General features: G+C 52.7%; 17 protein-coding genes. 10 read left to right on the plus strand and 7 right to left on the minus strand.

Annotated elements, in window-relative coordinates; all coding sequences use genetic code 11:
• Nucleotide 1 precedes the first annotated feature (1 nt).
• From MUG09_RS09305 to MUG09_RS09315, 3 genes are all read left to right on the plus strand, one after another.
• The gene (locus MUG09_RS09305; protein WP_244771147.1) at nucleotides 2-748 is read left to right on the plus strand and encodes a hypothetical protein; all 747 of its coding nucleotides are present in this window, start codon (nucleotides 2-4) and stop codon (nucleotides 746-748) included.
• Entirely contained in the window at nucleotides 745-1,896 is a 1,152-nt protein-coding gene (locus MUG09_RS09310) for a glycosyltransferase family 2 protein (RefSeq protein ID WP_244771148.1), read from the plus strand. Before MUG09_RS09305 ends, MUG09_RS09310 begins: the two co-directional genes overlap by 4 nt.
• 95 nt (nucleotides 1,897-1,991) lie before the next feature.
• Nucleotides 1,992-2,165, plus strand: a complete 174-nt coding sequence (locus MUG09_RS09315; protein ID WP_244771149.1) for a hypothetical protein — start codon at nucleotides 1,992-1,994, stop codon at nucleotides 2,163-2,165.
• 294 nt (nucleotides 2,166-2,459) lie between these two features.
• On the opposite strand, the gene MUG09_RS09320 is transcribed toward MUG09_RS09315, so the two are convergent.
• The 4 genes from MUG09_RS09320 to cysS all read right to left on the minus strand — a co-directional run bounded on the left by MUG09_RS09320 (nucleotide 2,460) and on the right by cysS (nucleotide 7,716).
• Nucleotides 2,460-5,108: a valine--tRNA ligase gene (locus tag MUG09_RS09320; protein ID WP_244771150.1), complete on the minus strand. Its 2,649-nt coding sequence runs from the start codon at nucleotides 5,106-5,108 to the stop codon at nucleotides 2,460-2,462.
• A gap of 106 nt (nucleotides 5,109-5,214) precedes the next feature.
• Nucleotides 5,215-5,751 (minus strand): anti-sigma factor family protein, encoded by a 537-nt coding sequence (locus MUG09_RS09325; protein WP_244771151.1) that lies wholly within the window; start codon nucleotides 5,749-5,751, stop codon nucleotides 5,215-5,217.
• Between the two features lie 3 nt (nucleotides 5,752-5,754).
• On the minus strand, nucleotides 5,755-6,273 hold the full coding sequence (locus MUG09_RS09330) for an RNA polymerase sigma factor (protein WP_244771152.1): 519 nt from the start codon (nucleotides 6,271-6,273) through the stop codon (nucleotides 5,755-5,757).
• Between the two features lie 27 nt (nucleotides 6,274-6,300).
• Nucleotides 6,301-7,716, minus strand: coding sequence for a cysteine--tRNA ligase (gene cysS, locus MUG09_RS09335; RefSeq protein ID WP_244771153.1), 1,416 nt, complete (start codon nucleotides 7,714-7,716; stop codon nucleotides 6,301-6,303).
• A gap of 51 nt (nucleotides 7,717-7,767) precedes the next feature.
• On the opposite strand from cysS, the gene murB reads away from it, so the two are divergent.
• Nucleotides 7,768-8,703, plus strand: a complete 936-nt coding sequence (gene murB, locus MUG09_RS09340) for a UDP-N-acetylmuramate dehydrogenase (protein ID WP_244771154.1) — start codon at nucleotides 7,768-7,770, stop codon at nucleotides 8,701-8,703.
• Here the strand turns inward: murB and MUG09_RS09345 are convergent.
• Complete coding sequence (locus MUG09_RS09345; RefSeq protein ID WP_244771155.1) at nucleotides 8,645-9,709, minus strand: hypothetical protein; 1,065 nt, start codon at nucleotides 9,707-9,709, stop codon at nucleotides 8,645-8,647. The two genes, murB and MUG09_RS09345, sit on opposite strands and share 59 nt — an antisense overlap.
• Nucleotides 9,710-9,839: 130 nt before the next feature.
• On the opposite strand from MUG09_RS09345, the gene MUG09_RS09350 reads away from it, so the two are divergent.
• Entirely contained in the window at nucleotides 9,840-11,177 is a 1,338-nt protein-coding gene (locus MUG09_RS09350; RefSeq protein WP_244771156.1) for an acetate kinase, read from the plus strand.
• A gap of 120 nt (nucleotides 11,178-11,297) precedes the next feature.
• Nucleotides 11,298-11,972 (plus strand): response regulator transcription factor, encoded by a 675-nt coding sequence (locus MUG09_RS09355; protein WP_244771157.1) that lies wholly within the window; start codon nucleotides 11,298-11,300, stop codon nucleotides 11,970-11,972.
• Nucleotide 11,973: 1 nt separating this feature from the next.
• Here the strand turns inward: MUG09_RS09355 and MUG09_RS09360 are convergent, their stop codons facing one another.
• A complete protein-coding gene (locus MUG09_RS09360; protein ID WP_244771158.1) occupies nucleotides 11,974-12,597 on the minus strand; it encodes a hypothetical protein in 624 nt (207 codons plus the stop codon).
• Between the two features lie 93 nt (nucleotides 12,598-12,690).
• On the opposite strand from MUG09_RS09360, the gene yqeC reads away from it, so the two are divergent.
• From yqeC to MUG09_RS09380, 4 genes are read left to right on the plus strand one after another with little or no spacing between them, the layout of a single operon-like run.
• Entirely contained in the window at nucleotides 12,691-13,395 is a 705-nt protein-coding gene (gene yqeC, locus MUG09_RS09365; protein WP_244771159.1) for a selenium cofactor biosynthesis protein YqeC, read from the plus strand.
• Nucleotides 13,392-15,194 carry a selenium-dependent molybdenum cofactor biosynthesis protein YqeB gene (gene yqeB / locus MUG09_RS09370; RefSeq protein WP_244771160.1) on the plus strand — a complete coding sequence of 601 codons (1,803 nt, stop codon included), beginning with the start codon at nucleotides 13,392-13,394 and terminating at the stop codon, nucleotides 15,192-15,194. The genes yqeC and yqeB overlap by 4 nt, the downstream gene beginning before the upstream one ends.
• A gap of 59 nt (nucleotides 15,195-15,253) precedes the next feature.
• On the plus strand, nucleotides 15,254-16,381 hold the full coding sequence (locus MUG09_RS09375; protein WP_244771161.1) for an aminotransferase class V-fold PLP-dependent enzyme: 1,128 nt from the start codon (nucleotides 15,254-15,256) through the stop codon (nucleotides 16,379-16,381).
• On the plus strand, nucleotides 16,378-17,322 hold the full coding sequence (locus tag MUG09_RS09380; RefSeq protein WP_244771162.1) for an XdhC family protein: 945 nt from the start codon (nucleotides 16,378-16,380) through the stop codon (nucleotides 17,320-17,322). Before MUG09_RS09375 ends, MUG09_RS09380 begins: the two co-directional genes overlap by 4 nt.
• Here MUG09_RS09380 and MUG09_RS09385 read toward each other — a convergent pair.
• The gene (locus MUG09_RS09385; protein WP_244771163.1) at nucleotides 17,310-18,383 is read right to left on the minus strand and encodes a lipid II:glycine glycyltransferase FemX; all 1,074 of its coding nucleotides are present in this window, start codon (nucleotides 18,381-18,383) and stop codon (nucleotides 17,310-17,312) included. The two genes, MUG09_RS09380 and MUG09_RS09385, sit on opposite strands and share 13 nt — an antisense overlap.
• Nucleotides 18,384-18,526: the final 143 nt, after the last annotated feature.

Genomic DNA, 18,526 nt, shown 5'->3' on the forward strand with positions numbered 1-18,526 from the left:
TATGAAGCGAACCTTGCTTTCTCTGGTAGTGTGCTTTTGTATGCTCAGCCCGCTTGCAAGCGGGGCACTGGTCGACGAATTTTCCTTCCTCAAGGATCTCCCCGCCTTTGTGCAGTATGTCGATGTGGTGCGCAATGAAGGTGATTATCGCAAAGCAGAGGAGCTTCGAACGGGCCTGCCGGGAATCGGACTCGAAAAGGAGAAACAGACGGTGCTGGATATCCGTGCGGCCACCCTGCTTTCCCGCCTGTACACTGAAGTGGAACCCAAGGATCTGAATCGCTCCGAAGAGCTGCTCAAGGAGGCTGAGCAATTACTGACGGCATTGGAAAAAAACTCGTTTTTCGGCCTCATCCTTGAGGCGGAAATCGATTCAATCCATTATCTCATCAACCCGAGGAACCTGGGAAAGGGCATCAGCAGCAACTCCAAGATCAACAAGGCATACAAGCAGCATCCCGACCAGGTTTATGCCCGTCTGATGAAGGCCAGCAGTCTGCTCTATGCCCCCTCGATCGCAGGAGGAGACGTGAACAAGGCTCTGCAAATCTATCTGGAACTCCTTCGTGATGGAGTGTCGATTCTCTCACGATGGGATACGGCAAGCCTGTACAGCAATATCGGTGTGGTCAGCATGAAGCGTGGAGAGTGGAGTACTGCAAAGGGATACCTGGATGCAGCGAAAGCACTCTACCGATTCGACCCCACTCTCGACGCATATCTGAAAGAGGTGCAAGCAAAGCTATGAATGTACTGCTCTCGACCATCATCCTCATCGTAGGGCTCTGGTCGTTTCTACTCTATACAAGCAATCGACGGTATTTCGATCGGATTACCAAAGGCATGCAAGCGTTTGACTGTGAAGCATTGGTAACCGTTGCCATCCCTGCCCGCAATGAGGAACTGCATATCCAGGAGTGCGTACAATCCTTGTTGAAACAAAAGCACCGAAATCTGGAGATTTTGGTTTTGGATGACAACTCCACCGATGCAACGGCCTCTCTGGTGCTTGCCATGCAACAGAAGGACAGCCGCATCCGCCTCATCAGCGGCAAACCCTTGGAGGAAGGATGGCGTGGAAAGCTTTTTGCCATGCAACAGCTGTATGAGGCAAGCAAGGGTTCCTACATCCTCTTCAGCGATGCCGACACACGCCACACCCCCGACTCAATCTCCTACGGCCTTGCCCTGCTCGACTCCCAGAAGGGAGCGATGATAAGCGGCTATCCCAAGCAGATCGCAAGGAACTTGAGTATAGAAGTGTTGGTCAGCGTGATGCTCTTCAATCCTGCGCTCTTTGTTCCTTTCCGCTTCCAGGCAACGCTGCAGTGGCCGTTTTTTTCCATGGCCATCGGGCAGTATCTGCTGATCAAGCGCGAAACACTTGCTTCATTGGGAGGATTTGAATTGATCAAAGGCCAGATCTGCGACGATGTAGCGCTTGCCCGCTTATGTGCCAAGCGGGGGCACAGGCAACTGTTCGCCCCGATGCAGCGTGCCCTGCAGTGTGAAATGTTCACCTCCTTTTCCCAGGGCTGGAAGAGTCTTGAACGTTCCATCAACGGAGTGGTCAAGCAAGGGCTGCTTGGCTTTTTATTGATTCTCCTTATCGTACTTGTATTGCTTCTCCTCTCATTCGCCCCGATTCTCGGTGTGGTGTATGGTGTGCTTGCATGTTCGGACCAGGCATTTCTGTATCCCTTTCTTGGTTCGACGGTTGGCTGTTTACTGCTGTTCACCACCTGGAAACGATGTGCAACATACTTCGGCTTCTCCTCTCAGGCGGGCCGTTTCGGTCCTGTGACGATTCTGCTGGTAGTTCTGATGTACCTCAATGGTCTGGTTCTTCGCCTCAGTGGCAAGGGTTTTATATGGAAAGGACGTATTATTTCCTAAAAAAACCCTAAATTAACGCGTTATATGCAGGTTTTTCCCTTGCACACGCTTAAAAGCGTGATAGAATTAGGTAACCTAGACACATGGAGGAATCAATGACTATTCACGAACAGATTGTCATGCAGTATGAAACGTACCTCGCAGAGAACCAAAAGTTCACTGAGAAAGGAGTAAAGGTCTCGGCAGCAAGAGCAAGAAAGGCTCTCGCAGAAATTGCCAAACTTTGCAAAGATCGCAGAAAAGAGATTCAGGAAGAGAAAGGCGAATAAACCGCTCTCTTTTGTATGGCGTCCTTTGCTGGGCGCCATTTTTTCTACCACCTATTCCAATGTACTCTCTCTTCCAAGGAGTACTTGTTCTGTTTCACAACAGTTGCATCACATACTGCTTGGAAACAGCATCCCGACAACAGGCCTGTTGGACTTGGGCTTCTTCATTCCAATCACGCATGTACCTGCATAAAGTCGCGTATCGTTCGTCTTTTCGCAACAACAGCATGAAATTCCATGGCAACCTCCTTGCCAGGAAAGAAAATCGGTGCCCCCGAAGGAGCACCGGATGTATTACAGGAATGTTTTGAGCAATGCCAGGTGCTTTTCACCCTTCTCCATCTTCTCTTCGAACTCAGCCTTCTTGCCTTGTTCCTTTTCAATCGCCTCCGGCTTTGCGTTGGAGATGAACTTCTCGTTGGAAAGTTTTGCCAGAACGGCTTCCAGGCTCCTGCGGTTCTTCTCGATGTCTGCACTCAGCTTGGCCACCTCTTTCTCAACATCAATGGCCTCACGAACAAATACAAACATCTCATATCCGGTACCAGCGACAGGAAAAGCCTTATCGGTATCGGCCTGTGCATCCACTTCCAGCGAAGAGGCACCGACAAAGCCTGCCATCAGGCTTTTCTGCTCCTCGAAGAAGGAGGCTGCGAAGAAGGATGGGTCACACTTGACGACCACCCGGATCTTCCGATCGACCGCGATGCCCAGGTCGGAGCGCAATGCCCGGAGGGAAGTGACCGCTTCCTGCAGCCTTGCAACCTTCATTGCATCCTCACCATGGACACGATCGGCACTGTAGGAAGGATAGGTGCTGTTGATCAACCGGTCTTCCACATTGGGCAGCTTTTGGTAGATTTCCTCACTGATGAAGGAGGCAAAGGGGTGCATCAACCGCATCGACTCGGCCAGAAGGTCCAGAAGCAAGGCAACCTGACGCTGCTTCACCTCTGCATCTTCGCTGTACAAGCCACGTTTGGCGCTCTCAACATACCAATCGCAGAAATCATTCCAGAAGAAATCGTAGACAGCCTGCGCACCATCGCTGAACTTGTAACTCTCCAATGCGACCTGCACCTTCCGGGCAGCCTCGTTGAGCTGGTGATAGATCCAGTTATCCATGGTGGAAAGCTGTACCGATGAGACATCGACCAATGCAACACCCTCGAGGTTCATCAACAGGAAGCGGGCTGCATTCCACACCTTGTTCGCAAAGCGGGAACCCAGCTTGAAGGAGTCCATGTCGATGAGAATATCCTGGCCCTGGGTAGCCATGTAGCAGAGGGTGAACTTCATCGCATCGGCTCCGTACTGGTCGACGACTTCCAGCGGATCAATGCCATTGCCAAGGCTCTTGCTCATCTTCCTGCCCTGCTTGTCGCGCACCAAACCGGTGATGTAGATATCGCGGAACGGGACATCCCCCATCAACTCCAAGGAGGCCATGATCATTCTGGAGACCCAGAAGAAGATGATGTCATAGGCCGTGACCAAGGTGGTGGTTGGGAAATAGGTTGCAAGGTCGTCGGTCTTCTGCGGCCAGCCCAAGGTACTGAACGGCCAGAGCCAAGAACTGAACCAAGTATCCAGGACGTCTGTTTCCTGAACCAGCCTGATGCTGTGACACTTGGGACACTCGGTCGGGTCCTGTCTGGCTGCAATAACCTCGTGACACTCCTGACACTCCCATACGGGAATGCGGTGGCCCCACCAAAGCTGGCGGCTTATGCACCAGTCATGAATGTTCTCGAGCCAGTGGCTGTAGGTGTTCTCCCAACGCTTGGGGTAGAAAACAATTTTCTCATCCTTCCACGCCTGGAGGGCCTTGTCGGCCATACCCTTCATGCTGACAAACCACTGATTGGACAGATACGGCTCTATAACCGTACTGCAACGATAGCAATGGCCTACATCGTGGTCGTGGGCCGTTTCCTTGACTAAAAAGCCTTGGGCCTTCAAGTCCTCAACAACCAAAGAGCGGGCCTCGTTTGCATTGATGTTGCGGTACTTGTACGGGCAGTTCTCGTTGAGTGTCCCATCGGGGTTCAGAACATTCACCTTCTCCAGGTTATGCCGCTTTCCACACAACCAGTCGTTGGGGTCGTGGGCGGGGGTGATCTTGACCATACCGGTGCCGAAGACCTTGTCGACGAAACTGTCGGCGATGATAGGAATCTTACGGTCTGTCAAGGGGAGATCGAGCAGCTTGCCCACCAAATGGGTGTAACGTTCATCTTCGGGATTGACCGCGACGGCGACGTCTCCGAACATCGTCTCGGGTCTGGTGGTGGCGACGGTGATGAACCCGCTTCCATCGCTGAAGGGATATCGTACATCGTAGAGGAATGCGTTGACCGGCTGGTATTCGACTTCATCGTCGGCCAGGGCTGTTCCGCACTTGGGACAGTAATTTACCAGATACTCGCCTTTATAGATGAGACCGCGTTCGTAGAGGGTGACGAAGCACTCGCGCACCGCCTGGCTGAGTCCTTCATCCATGGTGAACCGCTCATGCTCCCAGTCACAGCTGCAGCCGATTTTCTGCAGCTGCTGCTTGATGATGCCGTGATGCTTCTCTTTCACCTGCCAGGTACGTTCAAGGAACCGGTCGCGTCCAAGGTCCTGTCTTCGAAGGCCCTCCTTGGCAAGCTGGCGCTCCACCACGTGCTGGGTGGCGATGCCTGCATGGTCGGTGCCCGGCACCCACAGGGTAGGTCTGCCGGTCATGCGGTAGTAACGGGTGAGGATGTCCTGCAGGGAGTTGTTCAGCGCATGTCCCATATGCAGGATGCCGGTTACGTTGGGGGGAGGCATTACCACGGTGAACGGCGTCTGCTGCCCTGCTACGGGCTTGAACATACCCATCTCCATCCATGCTTGATATATCCGATCCTCAAACGATTTGGGATCATAGGCTTTGGACAATTCAACTGCCTTCACACACTGCCTCCTGCTCGAAAAAAGAGTCTGTTCATAGTAGCAAAATAGGGAAGGCTCTACAAGTGAATGTAGAGCCTTCAAACATGAGAGCGAGAGGATTTATCTCTTATTCGAGAGGAGTCACCGCCTTCAATTCCAACTTGACAGCATACCCCATTGCGTCAAGATGTTGAACAATCTGCTCCAGACTGAATGAATCGAGCGAAGGTTTCTGAACATCGGTCACCTGCCGAATGTGAGCACTATCTATCGGCTGTACAACCCCAGGAAGGATTTCCTGTCCCATCTGGGGCTGTGTGCCGAACAACATGAAAGCACCAATGAACACCACCACGAACGCAGCAGCGCTTGTAATCAGAGCCGGAACCAATTTGATTTGAATCTTTTTCCGAAAAATGTGCATTTTCTTATTCGTGGACGGAAACCGCGTCTTCTCAAAGTAGGCCAGCACCCGATCCTGGCGAGCCTGGATGTCACTATCACGCAATCTGGCATCATAGATTTTCTGATGCAATGAGCGCAGCTGCTCCAAGCGTTGGCGACAGGCATTGCAGTAGGAAAGATGTTCCTGAACCTGGGTTTTCCAAGGCTCCTGCAACTCATCGTCAAGATAGGTATTCAACAGTTCGTCATCCACACACATACTCTACTCCTGGCTGAGAATCGACTCGAGCATTTTACGTGCCCGATAGACTCGTACCTTCACGTTGCTTTCAGAAATGTGGAGCACGCTCGCGATTTGCTTGTAATCCATATCGGTATACTCTTTCATCACGATGACAAGCCGGAACTTCTCAGGAAGCTGGTCTATTGCCTCCTGTACGAGTTTGCGGGTCTCCTTTTCCACCAATACCTGGGCGCCATCGGAAGTATTGGCATGTATGGTGGGGAACTTTTTCAGTTTTTCCACCATCCCCATCTCCCGGGCTTTCCGTTTCACTTGGTTGATGGCAAGGTTTTTCGACACCCTGATCAACCAATACTTGGCATCATCAAGTGTGGCAAACTCCATCCCCTTGTCAAAGAACCTGATGAAAGCTTCCTGGCAAATCTCTTCAGCAAGGTCCTGATTATTGGTGACATGGTAGACCACGCGCATCAATATCGGGAACACCTCTACATAGACCTGCTTGAACGCTCGCTCATCGTTGCTCTGTATTTCCATAACGTTAACAACTCACCAGTAACCAAGTTACATCTTTTTTTCCAAAGAGCTTCCCGAAGGTGTATCTTTGACAACATAGCCCATTGCATCCAATTCTGAACGCAAGGAGTCCGCCAGAGCCCAATTCTTTTCCTTCTTCGCCTCAAGGCGCTGTTGCAACAATGCCATAGCCTCGGGAGGGAAGGTTTGTTCCTCGGCTTTGGTGATGGAGTCGAACTTCAAGCCAAAGACTTGGTCGAAGAACAGGCAAAGCGTGTATTTCTCATCTATGGACAGCCCATCGTCCTTGAGAACCCCCCAAAGGTCGGCAAGGGCGCGGGGAGTATTCAAATCACTTTGGATGTGCTCAAGAAATGCCGATCGGTATGCCAAGGCCTCATCGCGCTCCAGCGTAATCCGTCTGGATCCCTGATTCAAGAGACTTTGGATCCGATCATAGACGTTGCGGCGGGCCGTACGAGCGGTCGACAGCGATTCGAAGCTGAACTTCAACTGGCTGCGGTAGTGGCCGCCGAGACAGAAATACCGGTAGTCCATAGGCTCGAAGCCCTTGCTCTTGAGCAGACTCAGGGTAAGGAAATCCCCCTTGCTCTTGCTCATCTTACCCGTTTCATCAAGCAGGAATTCGCCATGCAACCAGTAATTGACCCACCCCTTGCCGGTAGCCGCCTCGCTTTGGGCGATCTCATTGGTATGGTGCACAGGAATGGCATCGATGCCTCCGCAGTGGATGTCAAACGACTCACCCAGATAGTACATGCTCATCGCTGAACACTCGATATGCCAGCCGGGAAAGCCCCTGCCCCAAGGAGAGTCCCACATCATCGCCTGCTCCCCGTGCTTGCTCTTGGTGAACCACAAGACGAAGTCCTTGCTGTTCTTCTTGTTCCCGTCCACCTCCACATCGTCACGAACAGCAGTCCGGAGTGCGTCCAGGTCCAGGCGTGCGAGCTTTCCGTAATCAGGGATGGAGTCGATGCTGAAGTACACATTGCCTCCGCTGATGTAGGTGTGCCCGCCCTCTTCCAGCCGCTTGATCAGATCAATCATCTGGCTTACATGGTCGGTGGCCTTGCAGACGGTGCCTGGTCTGATCATGTTCAGTTCATCATAGTCCTTGAAGAATGCTTCGGTGTAGAAAGCGGCGATTTCCCATACCGTCCGGTTGGTCTTATGTGCCATTTTTTCCAGCTTGTCTTCACCATCGTCCCCATCGCCGGTCAAGTGCCCGACGTCGGTGATGTTCATCACATGGTTCACATTGAAACCCGAGACGAGAAGCATACGCTTGAGCAGGTCTTCGAACAGAAATGTTCGTAAATTTCCAATATGTGCAAAGTTATATACGGTCGGGCCGCAGGAATAGAGTCCTACTTCAGACTCCTTGATAGGCTGGAATGGTTCCAGCTGCCGGCTCATCGTATTGTAGAGAAGGACAGACATGCAGAGCTCCTTTAGGTTGCCCACCCCTGAAAAAGGGGGTAAGATGACTCCATGCATACCAATGTACGCAATAGCGATGAAAAAATCAACCTTGACCACCTGCTCATCGAGCAGGTTGAACTGGCCGCTCATTCCGGCATCCATACCGGAGGCAAGGCCGATTTGGCCGCCTACCCTTCTGATTTCGAGGAACTCAGGGCTCTGCTCGACCATGCAAGGAAATACTCCATCCCGATCACCATACTCGGCGGTGCAACGAACAGCCTGATAAGCGACGACGGCATCGAAGGTCTTACCATCATCACCTCCCACCTCAGGCGCCGACACGTTCAAGGCGAGATGTTCTGTGTGCGCAGCGGCCTTCTGCTCGACCGGGCCATCGACTTGGCCATCGAGGACGGCCTGGGCGGTCTGGAGTTGCTCGGCGGGCTGCCTGGTACGGTCGGTGGGGCGATCGCCGGTAACAGCGGGGCACACGGCATGCACATCTCGGATGTATTGTACTATGTCGATTACATGACATTCGATGGGAAGCTGCACCGAAAACAGATTCACCGCGATGATTTCTCCTACCGCAATACTCCCTTTTCCAACCGAAAAGACATCATCATCTATGAAGCGGGTTTCCGGCTTACCCCGATCACGCAGACCAGCGAAGCCAGAAAACGCAAGGATGAGGTGAAAGCAAAGCGAAAGCAGAACGGCCAGTACGAACATCCCAGCATCGGTTGCATTTTTAAAAACCCGGAAGGAATGCATGCAGGCCAGCTCATCGATGAGTGCGGCCTCAAGGGCTTGGGCATCGGGGGGGCAAAAGTATCATCCCGGCATGCAAACTTCATCATCAACCCCAACAAACAGGCCACAAGCACCGATGTACGAGCGCTCATCGAGCATGTAAGACAAGAGGTTTTCGAGAAACACCATGTCAGGCTGGAGGAGGAGATTCACTACGTCGGTCGATGGCAAGACGCAAGGCATACGTGATCGACAACCCTTTTCGGGGATCAAAACGAAGCGTGACTGAACCGGATCTGCGCTGAAAGACAAACACAGCAGAGAGGTTGGAAGATTGGTACGAAAGTCGGGACTGGGAACTGTCCAGAAGCATTTTGGATTCGACATCGGAAGAGAAAACCAGGCCGATCTGCATCGCCGATCCTTTGAAGAACAGGGACAACTCTCTTTCTTTCTCACGCTTTCCCATCTCATCAACCCAAAAAATTTGTTCATACCCCATACCAAGACACAGATATTGTGCTTCTGTTGACAAGACAGTATGCATGGTTTGCGAGTGTCCGCTGTGGATGGGCATAAGCCCAAGCTGTGAAGACAAAGTATGACGCAAGACAAAGCCCGGCTTCTTGACCTGAATGCCCGCACCAAGCTTTCGCAGAAAAGAAAAACTGTTGAAACTGCATTCCAACTGCACAGGTCCCACATTGAGAGCCATGGACGTAAAGAGAGTGAAGCTGCGATACTCCCCCCAAAGCCCTTCAATCAAGCAGGATGCTGCTTCCGACTCAAAACAATACTGCACCAGGAGATTTCGTCCTAGCAAATGCCTGTCCCACACCAAGGCAAAATCATCGAGGTGCAATGCATCCGGCCCATCGAGATAGAGAGTGGTAAAAGAGCCTGCCTTGATGCGGACCGCTTGCTGCGCATCACCGTCGCTCATCAGTGAAACAGAGATATTCGGCCTGTCATACGCAAAGCTTCTCCACTCCTGCCCGGGCAGGAAATGATACCCGTCGAGGCTGCGACTTTCGGTGTAGGAGAATCCTTGGTACGAGACCTGGGCAACTCTCGCTTCAAAGCGATCCTTTTTCAGGTCAGCTTTGAGTTCACTCTCCCAGTAAAGACCGTTTGCCTGATAGGCATACACGCTTTTATAGTATCCAGACTGTGGAGTGAACGTCAGATCGAGCGTCTGCCGGCCAAAAATGCTCGAAATCGGTAAAACCAACAGACAAAGCAGAGCTACCTTCATGATAGGAAAAGAACTAGCACTTCCTGTTTTGCTTCAGGTTGATTATTCTCCGTAATAGTGATTTATTTACGTGGAACTAATCAACATTCCAATACATACAGGTAAACCATACGAACAATAGGAGTCTTTCATGGTAATTCTGACCCTGAACTGCGGCAGCTCGTCTGCCAAGTACCAAGTCTACGACTGGGCAAACAAGGATATTCTTGCTGTAGGCGTCGTAGAGCGAATCGGACTGGAGTATTCCACTATTGAGCATAAAGCCAACGGAAAGGAAGAGTACCACGCTGAATTTTCCTCCCCCACCCACAAGGAAGCCATCGAGTTGATCATCCGCATGTTGCTCGATGACGAGTACGGCGTCATCCAGGACCTGAAGGAGATTGGAGCCGTAGGTCACAGGGTGCTCCATGGTGGTGAGGTATTCAAACAGTCCGCACTGGTAACAGACGAGGTAATCGAGCAACTGAAGAAGGTCATCCCCCTCGGTCCGTTGCACATGCCTGCCAACATCATGGGTATTGAGGCGGCCCGCAAGGCCATGCCCAATGTTCCCCAGGCCATTGTCCTGGATACAGCCTGGCACCAGACCATGCCCGATGAAGCCTTCATGTATGCAGTTCCCTACGAGTGGTACACAAAGTACAACGTACGCCGCTACGGATTCCATGGAACCAGCCATCTCTATTGTGCAAAGCGTGCAGCCGTAGTCTTGGGCAAGGAGAACAAGGATACCAACGTCATTATCTGCCATATCGGCAACGGAGCTTCCGTCTGTGCGGTGAAGAACGGCGTATGTGTGGACACCTCCATGGGACTGACGCCGCTTGAAGGCCTGGTGATGGGCTCGCGCAGCGGTGACATCGACCCGGCCATCATTCCTTATATGATGGAGAACACCGGAATGAGCGCCAAGGAGATGGATACCGCACTGAATAAGAAGAGCGGTTTGATCGGCTTGTGCGGCAAGAGCGACAGACGTGATGTATTGAAGGCCAGCCAGGAAGGAGACCTTCGTGCAAAGCTTGCCATCGACATGGAATGCCGCAGGCTGAAGAAGTACATCGGCGGCTACGCGACCCTGCTTGAAGGCAAGCTCGACGCCATCGTTTTCACCGCCGGTGTTGGAGAGATGGCCCGCCATATCCGCCTTGGCTCCTGCAAGGGACTCGAGGCCATCGGGGCAAAGCTCGATGAACACAAGAATGAGGTCTGTTTCAGCCGAAACGGTGAGTTTGTCATCAGCACCGATGATTCACCGGTAAAGATTCTGGTCATTCCCACCGATGAGGAGCTGGTCATGACCGAGGACGCTTATGCCTTGATGAATGGGACCTACGATGTGCACACCAACTTCCACTATACCTTCGAAGAGAAGGACTATGTGAACAAGGGCCGTGAACGGGACTTGGAGAAGAACATTGAGAAGAATCCCGAGTTGGCCACCATTTTGGCCATCCCGCGCTAAAGCAAAGCATATAGTTTCGAGACAGGACGCTTTCGGGCGTCCTGTTTTCATATATGAATAATCTATGAAAATTGCATGTCAGTCTTGCCTTCCCGAAGCGTTGTGTACTACCGTTGCTGTATGAACACAATCCTGGTAGTGGAAGACGACCTTGATATTCGAGAGCTTGAACGCTACACCCTTGAGAACAACGGCTACGCGGTGCTTCAGGCCGAACACGGAAAGCAGGCCTTGGAGGTTCTCTCCTCGGAGAGTGTTGATTTGATCATCCTCGATATGATGATGCCGGTCATGGACGGCTTGTCGTTGATCAAGACGCTTCGTTTCGTTATGAACGACACCACCCCCATCATCGTTGTATCGGCAAAAGGTGATGAGAGCGACATCATCACCGCGCTGGAACTTGGAGCCGATGACTATGTGACAAAACCCTTCAGCATGAATGTCCTGAACAGTAAAATAAGAGCGGTCCTCAGGCGTTCGGACCAGGTGCAAAGCCCCTCGGTCGTACACCATGCCGGTCTGGTCATGGACCAAAGCCGGCACTTGTGTCTGGTGGACAATGAGGAGGTCGAACTTACCGCCACTGAATTCTCATTGCTGTACCTGCTGGCCGGCAACGCTGAGCAAGTCTTTACCCGCAACCAGATGATCACCCGGATCAAAGGCAGCGACTACCCGGTAACCGACCGATCCATCGACGTCCAGGTTGCAACCATACGAAGAAAACTGGGAGCCTACGGCAGCAGGATCAAGACCATATGGGGCATCGGGTATTCCTATAAGGAAAATTAATTCATTGCAGATTCTCAAGCTCTCGATACAGTTTTGCAAGAAAGCTGGAGTCTCCATCTGCAAACGGCGAAGATGCATGCTCCTTTTGGATTTCTGCCTTGATAACCGGGTCCTGACGGCTCTTCACCTCATTGCCCAATGCCTTGGCATAGGTTTTTCCATCCGTTTTTCCCGACAGCACATCCTGTATGATTGTCTGACTGGTTTCTACCACCGAAAGCAGACCTGCAAGTTCTGCGTCCTGTAAAAGCATGAGTTGTTGTCGTTGCTTGTCGTTGATCGAATCGGATGGATGACGATTCCTGTACAACAGCAGCGCTGCAAAACGTGCCATGCGCTCGCCCCGCTCTATTCCCGCATCAGCCCACACAGCATAGTGTTCGTCCTCATCCTTGACCACCAGTTGCGATTCTTTCAGCAGTTTCATTGCCAGCACTGCAAGACTTGAGGAAGGCATGATCACATCCCTGCCACCGACCTTGCTGAAAAAATTCGCCTGCCCGAGGGGTGTGTCCACCCTTCCACGGTAATAGCGGGGGTCCATGCCCCGGCTGTCCAGGATGCACATCACATACCGAGTATCCACGATATCGACACCAACGGTCTCTCTTGGTTCTGTTTCCATGCCACAAGCATACAACGATACCGAAATTCGAATAGTGATGAAAGAAATCCTCTTTTATTGCAACTATAGGCCGACAGTGTTACAGTTTTTGCCATGGCTACACTTCTTGGCGCCCTATGCGCCTACATCGATGATGCATACCGGTGCATCAGCATCACAGGCAGCGGAGGAAAGACCACCGCCCTGATAGAGCTCGCCGGATATTACGCACGTCAAGGCAAGCGGGTCCTGGTCTCCACAACCACCAAGCTCGAGCTTCCAGCCCATCGCGCCTACGGTTGCGACACCTATTTCACCGATGACCGAATTCTCGGCTATAGAGCGGAGCGTGCAGAGCGCGTCTTCTATGCAGGCGTTCAAGCAGAGAAAGCCATTGCCCCACCGCTTGCCCATCTCAGAGCACTCATGAAGACCTACGATGTCCTCCTGCTTGAGGCCGATGGAGCCCGCCGCAAGCCCTTGAAGCTTCACACCGACTTCGACCCGGTCGTTGTCGACTTCACCACAACAACCCTGATAGTGGTGGGCATGTCCGGTTGGGGACAAGCACTTGGCGAGTGCTGTTTCGGTTGGAATCGTGACGAACAGGGGGTAGCCGACGATGAGGCTTACCTGACATTGCTGCACCACGAGAGAGGATTCCTCAAAGGGGCGGTTGGAAAAACCCTGATTCTCTGCAACCAAGCCGAAAACACATCGGAAAAGACGATGCATACCCTTTCAGGGTCACTGAATACCATCCCCATGTTCTTCGGATCGCTACAAACCAATACCCTGTTCTTTAGGAAGGCACCATGAATACTACCGTCCTGCAACAAGCAGCATATTTGAGTGAACACAATCAAGTGTTTGTGTTTGTCATCATCCTGAAAACCGAAGGATCGGCAAGCAGAAGCCAAGGCACGATGGTGGTCGACCGGGAGGGTGCCATCACCGGTACAATCGGTGGAGGCGAAACGGAAGCCTACGCACAACGTCAGGCACTGATTCTCCTGTCCACGCAGGAGCGGTCGCGCCATCTCATGTTCACCGTCCAACAGGGCGAGATTCAGGATGCAGGTACGGTGCATCTGCTGCTCCTTGCCTGCACGAGTGAGAGCCTTCAGAAGGCTTTCATCCAGTTCCGCTCGTGGGAAGAGCATCAACTTCACCATGTGATGGGCATCCAGCTTCACCCCTCACTTTCCCTCATGGGGCTGTGTGAAGGAGGAGCAACCATCGGAGAGGTGCACCCCAATTTCTTGGAGCAGGCAAAGAAGGCCCTTGAGGATGAAAGCCCCCGCTATATCGAGACCCCTTCGTGGACATGTCATCTGAGCATACCCGTCAAAGCACACAACCTGTTGCTCATCGGAGGAGGCCATGTCAATCAGGCGGTTGCCCATCTTGCACACACAGTGGGCTTGCCGACGCAGGTGGTGGAAACGCGCTGTGCGTTTGCCACTGAAGAGCTCTTCCCCTTTGCAAAGAGCCGAATCGTTGCACCGACGCTGAAGGAGGCGCTGAGTGAGATGCATATCAATCGGCACACAGCCTGCGTCATCGCCAGTCATGCCTTCGATGAGGAGTCTGCAAGACTGTTGCTCGAGCGGGACATCACCTATTTGGGCGTACTTGGCTCACGCCATAAGGCCAAAAAACTTGCAGCCTCGTTCGCAGGACACCCCGAAGCCCTGCACAAGCTTCATTGCCCCATCGGTCTTGATATTGGAAGTGAAACACCCCAGGAAATCGCTGTTTCAGTCATCGCCGAAATCATGAAGGTATTCCACCAAAAGACAGGAAGCAGCCTGAGAAACCTGGGCAGGAAAGTGGTACTGGTACGAGGCGGCGGTGATCTGGCGACCGGTGTAATTCTCAGGCTCCATCGAAGCGGCTATCGTGTAATCGTCCTGGAAACCGAGCAACCCTCGGTCATCCGCACGACCGTCAGCCTCGCCCAGGCCATGTATGCGGGAACAGTCGTGGTTGAAGGCATCCAGGGCAGACGGTGTGCAAACATCAAGGAGGCCTTCAATCTACTTGAAGTCAACACGATTCCCATCCTCGCCGACCCGACCATGGAATGTCTGCAGGAAATTCAGCCCGTTTGCCTGGTGGATGCAATCATGGCAAAACGGAATCTGGGAACCAGCATCGGTGATGCCCCGCTGGTGATCGCTTTAGGCCCTGGATTCGAGGCCGGAGTCGATGCGGATGTAGTCATCGAAACCAAACGAGGGCACAGTCTTGGTCGCATCATCAGAGCCGGTAGTGCAATTCCCAATACAGGAATCCCAGGCCTTGTGGACGGCTTTGGCAAGGAGCGAGTGCTGCATTCACCGAAAGCGGGCATCTTCAATTCCAATCTGACCATCGGAGAGTTGGTGCATGCAGGCCAGGTGATCGCAACCGTGGATACAGAGCCTATCACGGCACCCATCGACGGCAAACTCAGGGGTCTGCTCAATTCAGGGCTGTACGTAAGCGAACATTTCAAGGTTGCCGACATTGATCCACGCGGGGCTGAGGCCGACCATACCACCGTCAGTGAGAAGGCGTATGCCATAGCAGGAGCTGTGCTTGAAGTGCTTGACGGGTTCCTGAACCGGGCATAATCCATTAATTTTTTAAAACTTCAATGGATTTATTCGCCGCATTGGGATACACTGCCCCTATGCGACGCATATACTTGGACAACGCATCCACCTCGTTTCCCAAAGCCCCCGGCGTTCTTGAAGCGATGAGTTCCTACCTTTCTCAGAACGCTTCAAATCCAGGAAGGGGCAGTTACAACCATGCCTTGCAAGCGATGGAATTGGTCATCGCTTGCCGAAGCAAGCTCTCTACCCTCTTTGGATGCACCGACAGCAGAAATGTGGTGTTCTCATTGAATGTCACCACTGCGTTGAACACCTTGATGGCAGGATTGCTCACCCGGGAAGACCATGTTCTGGTCAGTGGGGTGGAGCATAATGCTGTGATGCGCGCTCTTGTGTTGCATCGCATCCCTTACTCGGTCATCCCCTGTGACAAGGATGGCCGTATCATCGTCGAAGCGATGCCTGAGCTGGTGGGTGCCCGAACCAAGGCACTATTTCTTACCAGCGCCTCCAATGTGACAGGAACCATCCAGCCCATCAGGGAGGCGGGGGAAGCCGCCCATCGGCTGGGCCTCTGGACCTGCATCGACACCGCCCAGGGGACGCCAACCGTCGATTGCCGCCTTGAAGAAGGGGTCATCGATGCGATTGCGTTCACCGGTCACAAGGGACTTGCAGGACCTCAGGGAGTCGGCGGCTTGGTTCTTTCATCCAATCTTGCAAATTGCGTTACTCCCTCGGTTGGAGGAGGAACGGGCAGCAGAAGTGAAAGCTTTGCCATGCCCGACCTGCTGCCGGACAGGCTTGAGGCGGGGACGCAGAACATTGTCGGCATAGCAGGCCTCTCTGCAGCATTGGATTTCTTGAATACGCAGGGCATGATGGACAGAACCAGTTGCAGTCAGCTGCTCTCCTATTTTCTATCCGACAGCCGTATTACGGTCATCGGGCCGGCAACCATGGAAGAGCGCACCAGCGTGATCAGCATCACCGTCGAGGATTTCGACCTGGCCGAACTCGCTTACCGCCTCGATGCAGAGTACGGCATACAAACCCGCTACGGCCTGCATTGTGCACCCCTTGCCCATACAACATTGGGAACACTGCAGACAGGAACGATACGTTTCAGCTGCGGCTATGCCACTACCACCGAAGAGATTGAATATACCATCCAAGCCATGAAGGAGCTGTTGTACCGATGAATTCCGATACTTACTTTTCCTTGTTGCTCCAAGCCCTGAAAAACGGGGATGTCAAGCGCAAAACATTGATCAGCGGTCCCCATGTGGGCAGTGAAGCACTCTACAGCGGCTTTCGATTGCTTGCCGGCGACTGCAGAGAAGAGAGCGGAGAAATCCTTGAGGAAATGCTGCAGACCGATGTTGAGCTGGTTGTCTGCGGTGGAGGTCATATCGCCTTGGAACTGGTGGCATTCGCCTCACGGCTGGGCTACAGGGTTACCGTCATCGATGAGAGGGAGCAGTACTGCAATCCAAAACGATTTCCCTCGGCTACCTGCCTGTGCCTCCCTTTTGAACAAGCATTGGAGGCGGAACACGGTTGGATTCGACCCTACTTCGTCATAGCAACGCGCGGACACAGCTTCGACCAACTCTGTCTGGAGAAAATTCTATCTTTGAATCATCGCTATGTCGGGATGATCGGCAGCAAGGCGAAGGTGGCGACAACCCTTGGCAACCTCAAAGCGAGGGGTTTCTCCCAAGCACAGCTTGACAGCGTCCATACTCCGATAGGTCTTTCCATCAACGCAGTAACCGCCGGGGAAATCGCCGTCTCCATCCTCGCCCAAATCATTCAAACAGCACGTACGGGGGCTTCAGTAGTGCACTTGGATCGAAATCTGCTCGTACACCTGGCGAAAACCACACAAAAGTTCTGTCTGGTCCGCGTCATCGCAAAGCGAGGCTCGGCCCCGTGCGAAGTTGGCTTTCAGCTTGCGGTATTCGAGGACGGGACGGTGGAGGGCACCGTCGGAGGCGGAGCTGTTGAAGCGAAGGCGATCGAGGACGCTGAAACGATCAGCTCGAATACGGTAATCGAGTACGACCTGTCCAATTCGAAAGCCTCTGAGCTGGGCATGATCTGCGGGGGATCCGTTCGCCTGCTCTTTCAGCTCTGGTGATATCCCTCGCCCACCATCTCATAGGCGAAGAGATTCTGGGCGTCCTCGGCGTTGTAGGCAAAATCCCAACAACCCATGCGATGCAGCAGACTCCCCCCGAAGCCTTTCTTGAAGGAGTAGAGTCCGCTCATCAGATGGTCACGGTCCTCTGACGGTGATACTCCGAACAAATCGTACTCGCTGCACTTCCAGCTCTTTGCCAGGGTGATGGCACCCCACTGCAGCGCATAGGTACTCATGGTGTTGCGCATCTGCGAAGAGGAGGCGCCGTAGAGATAGGTCGCCCGATTCTTTGAACGGCTGAGGAACATCGCACTGAGCGGCACTCCATCATGGAAGGCCATCAGCAGGACGACTCCTGCACTCTCATCGGTCGGCCCATACAAGGATTCGAAGAAGGAGCGGTCATGCAGATTGATGCGGTTGCGTTCACACGTCTCGCGGTACAAGTCGTAGAAGGTGTCGAGGTGATCGTGTCCGACTTGACGTACCTCAACCCCTTTTCGTAGGGCCAGGTTGATATTGTACCGAGTTTTATGGTGCATCCTTGCAAGAATTTCCTCTTCACGGGGCCTGAGGTCGATGAGCATGGTATCGCTTGGCAGCAGATTGGAGACAGACTTGTGCAGACTTCGCCGACTGGTTCCCCAGTTCAACCTGAGGTTCTGCAATGGCAAACTCAAGTCCTCATCCTCCCAGATGGTCCGCCAGGGAAGGTCATAGCGCAAAAGAATGCAATGACCGGGCAGCTTCTCCTGCAGATTCATCGACAACTCCTCCAAAAAGAGGCCCATCCGATCCTCTTGGGGACTGAGAACCGGACCATACGGCACATACCCGATGGTCTGCTCCCTGTTGACCGGCACCAGCTGCACCAGGACATCGTCCAATACGTACGCTGAGGCGGGAGACCCTTGCAAGTCTTCCGAACGGACTTTTATATCAAAAGCCCTCGTTTCAAAACCCTGTTTTTGTTTTACTTGTGACCAAAAGGATGATTGATGCAAAAGCGGAGTATCATAGAGGTACGCAGGTTCTTTTTCCTGCACACTGACGTTCATCGCATGCTCCTGGAATTATTGTCAGAAAACCATAGCATGAAACAAGAAAAGAAGGAAGGTGTGTGTAGGATATGAGAAAACTGTGAATTACGGCTTTGCTTCTTGTTTACCCCTGTACATCCTTGCTACAGTATTTTCATGCA

This window comes from Sphaerochaeta associata (genome assembly GCF_022869165.1).
Lineage (GTDB): Bacteria > Spirochaetota > Spirochaetia > Sphaerochaetales > Sphaerochaetaceae > Sphaerochaeta > Sphaerochaeta associata.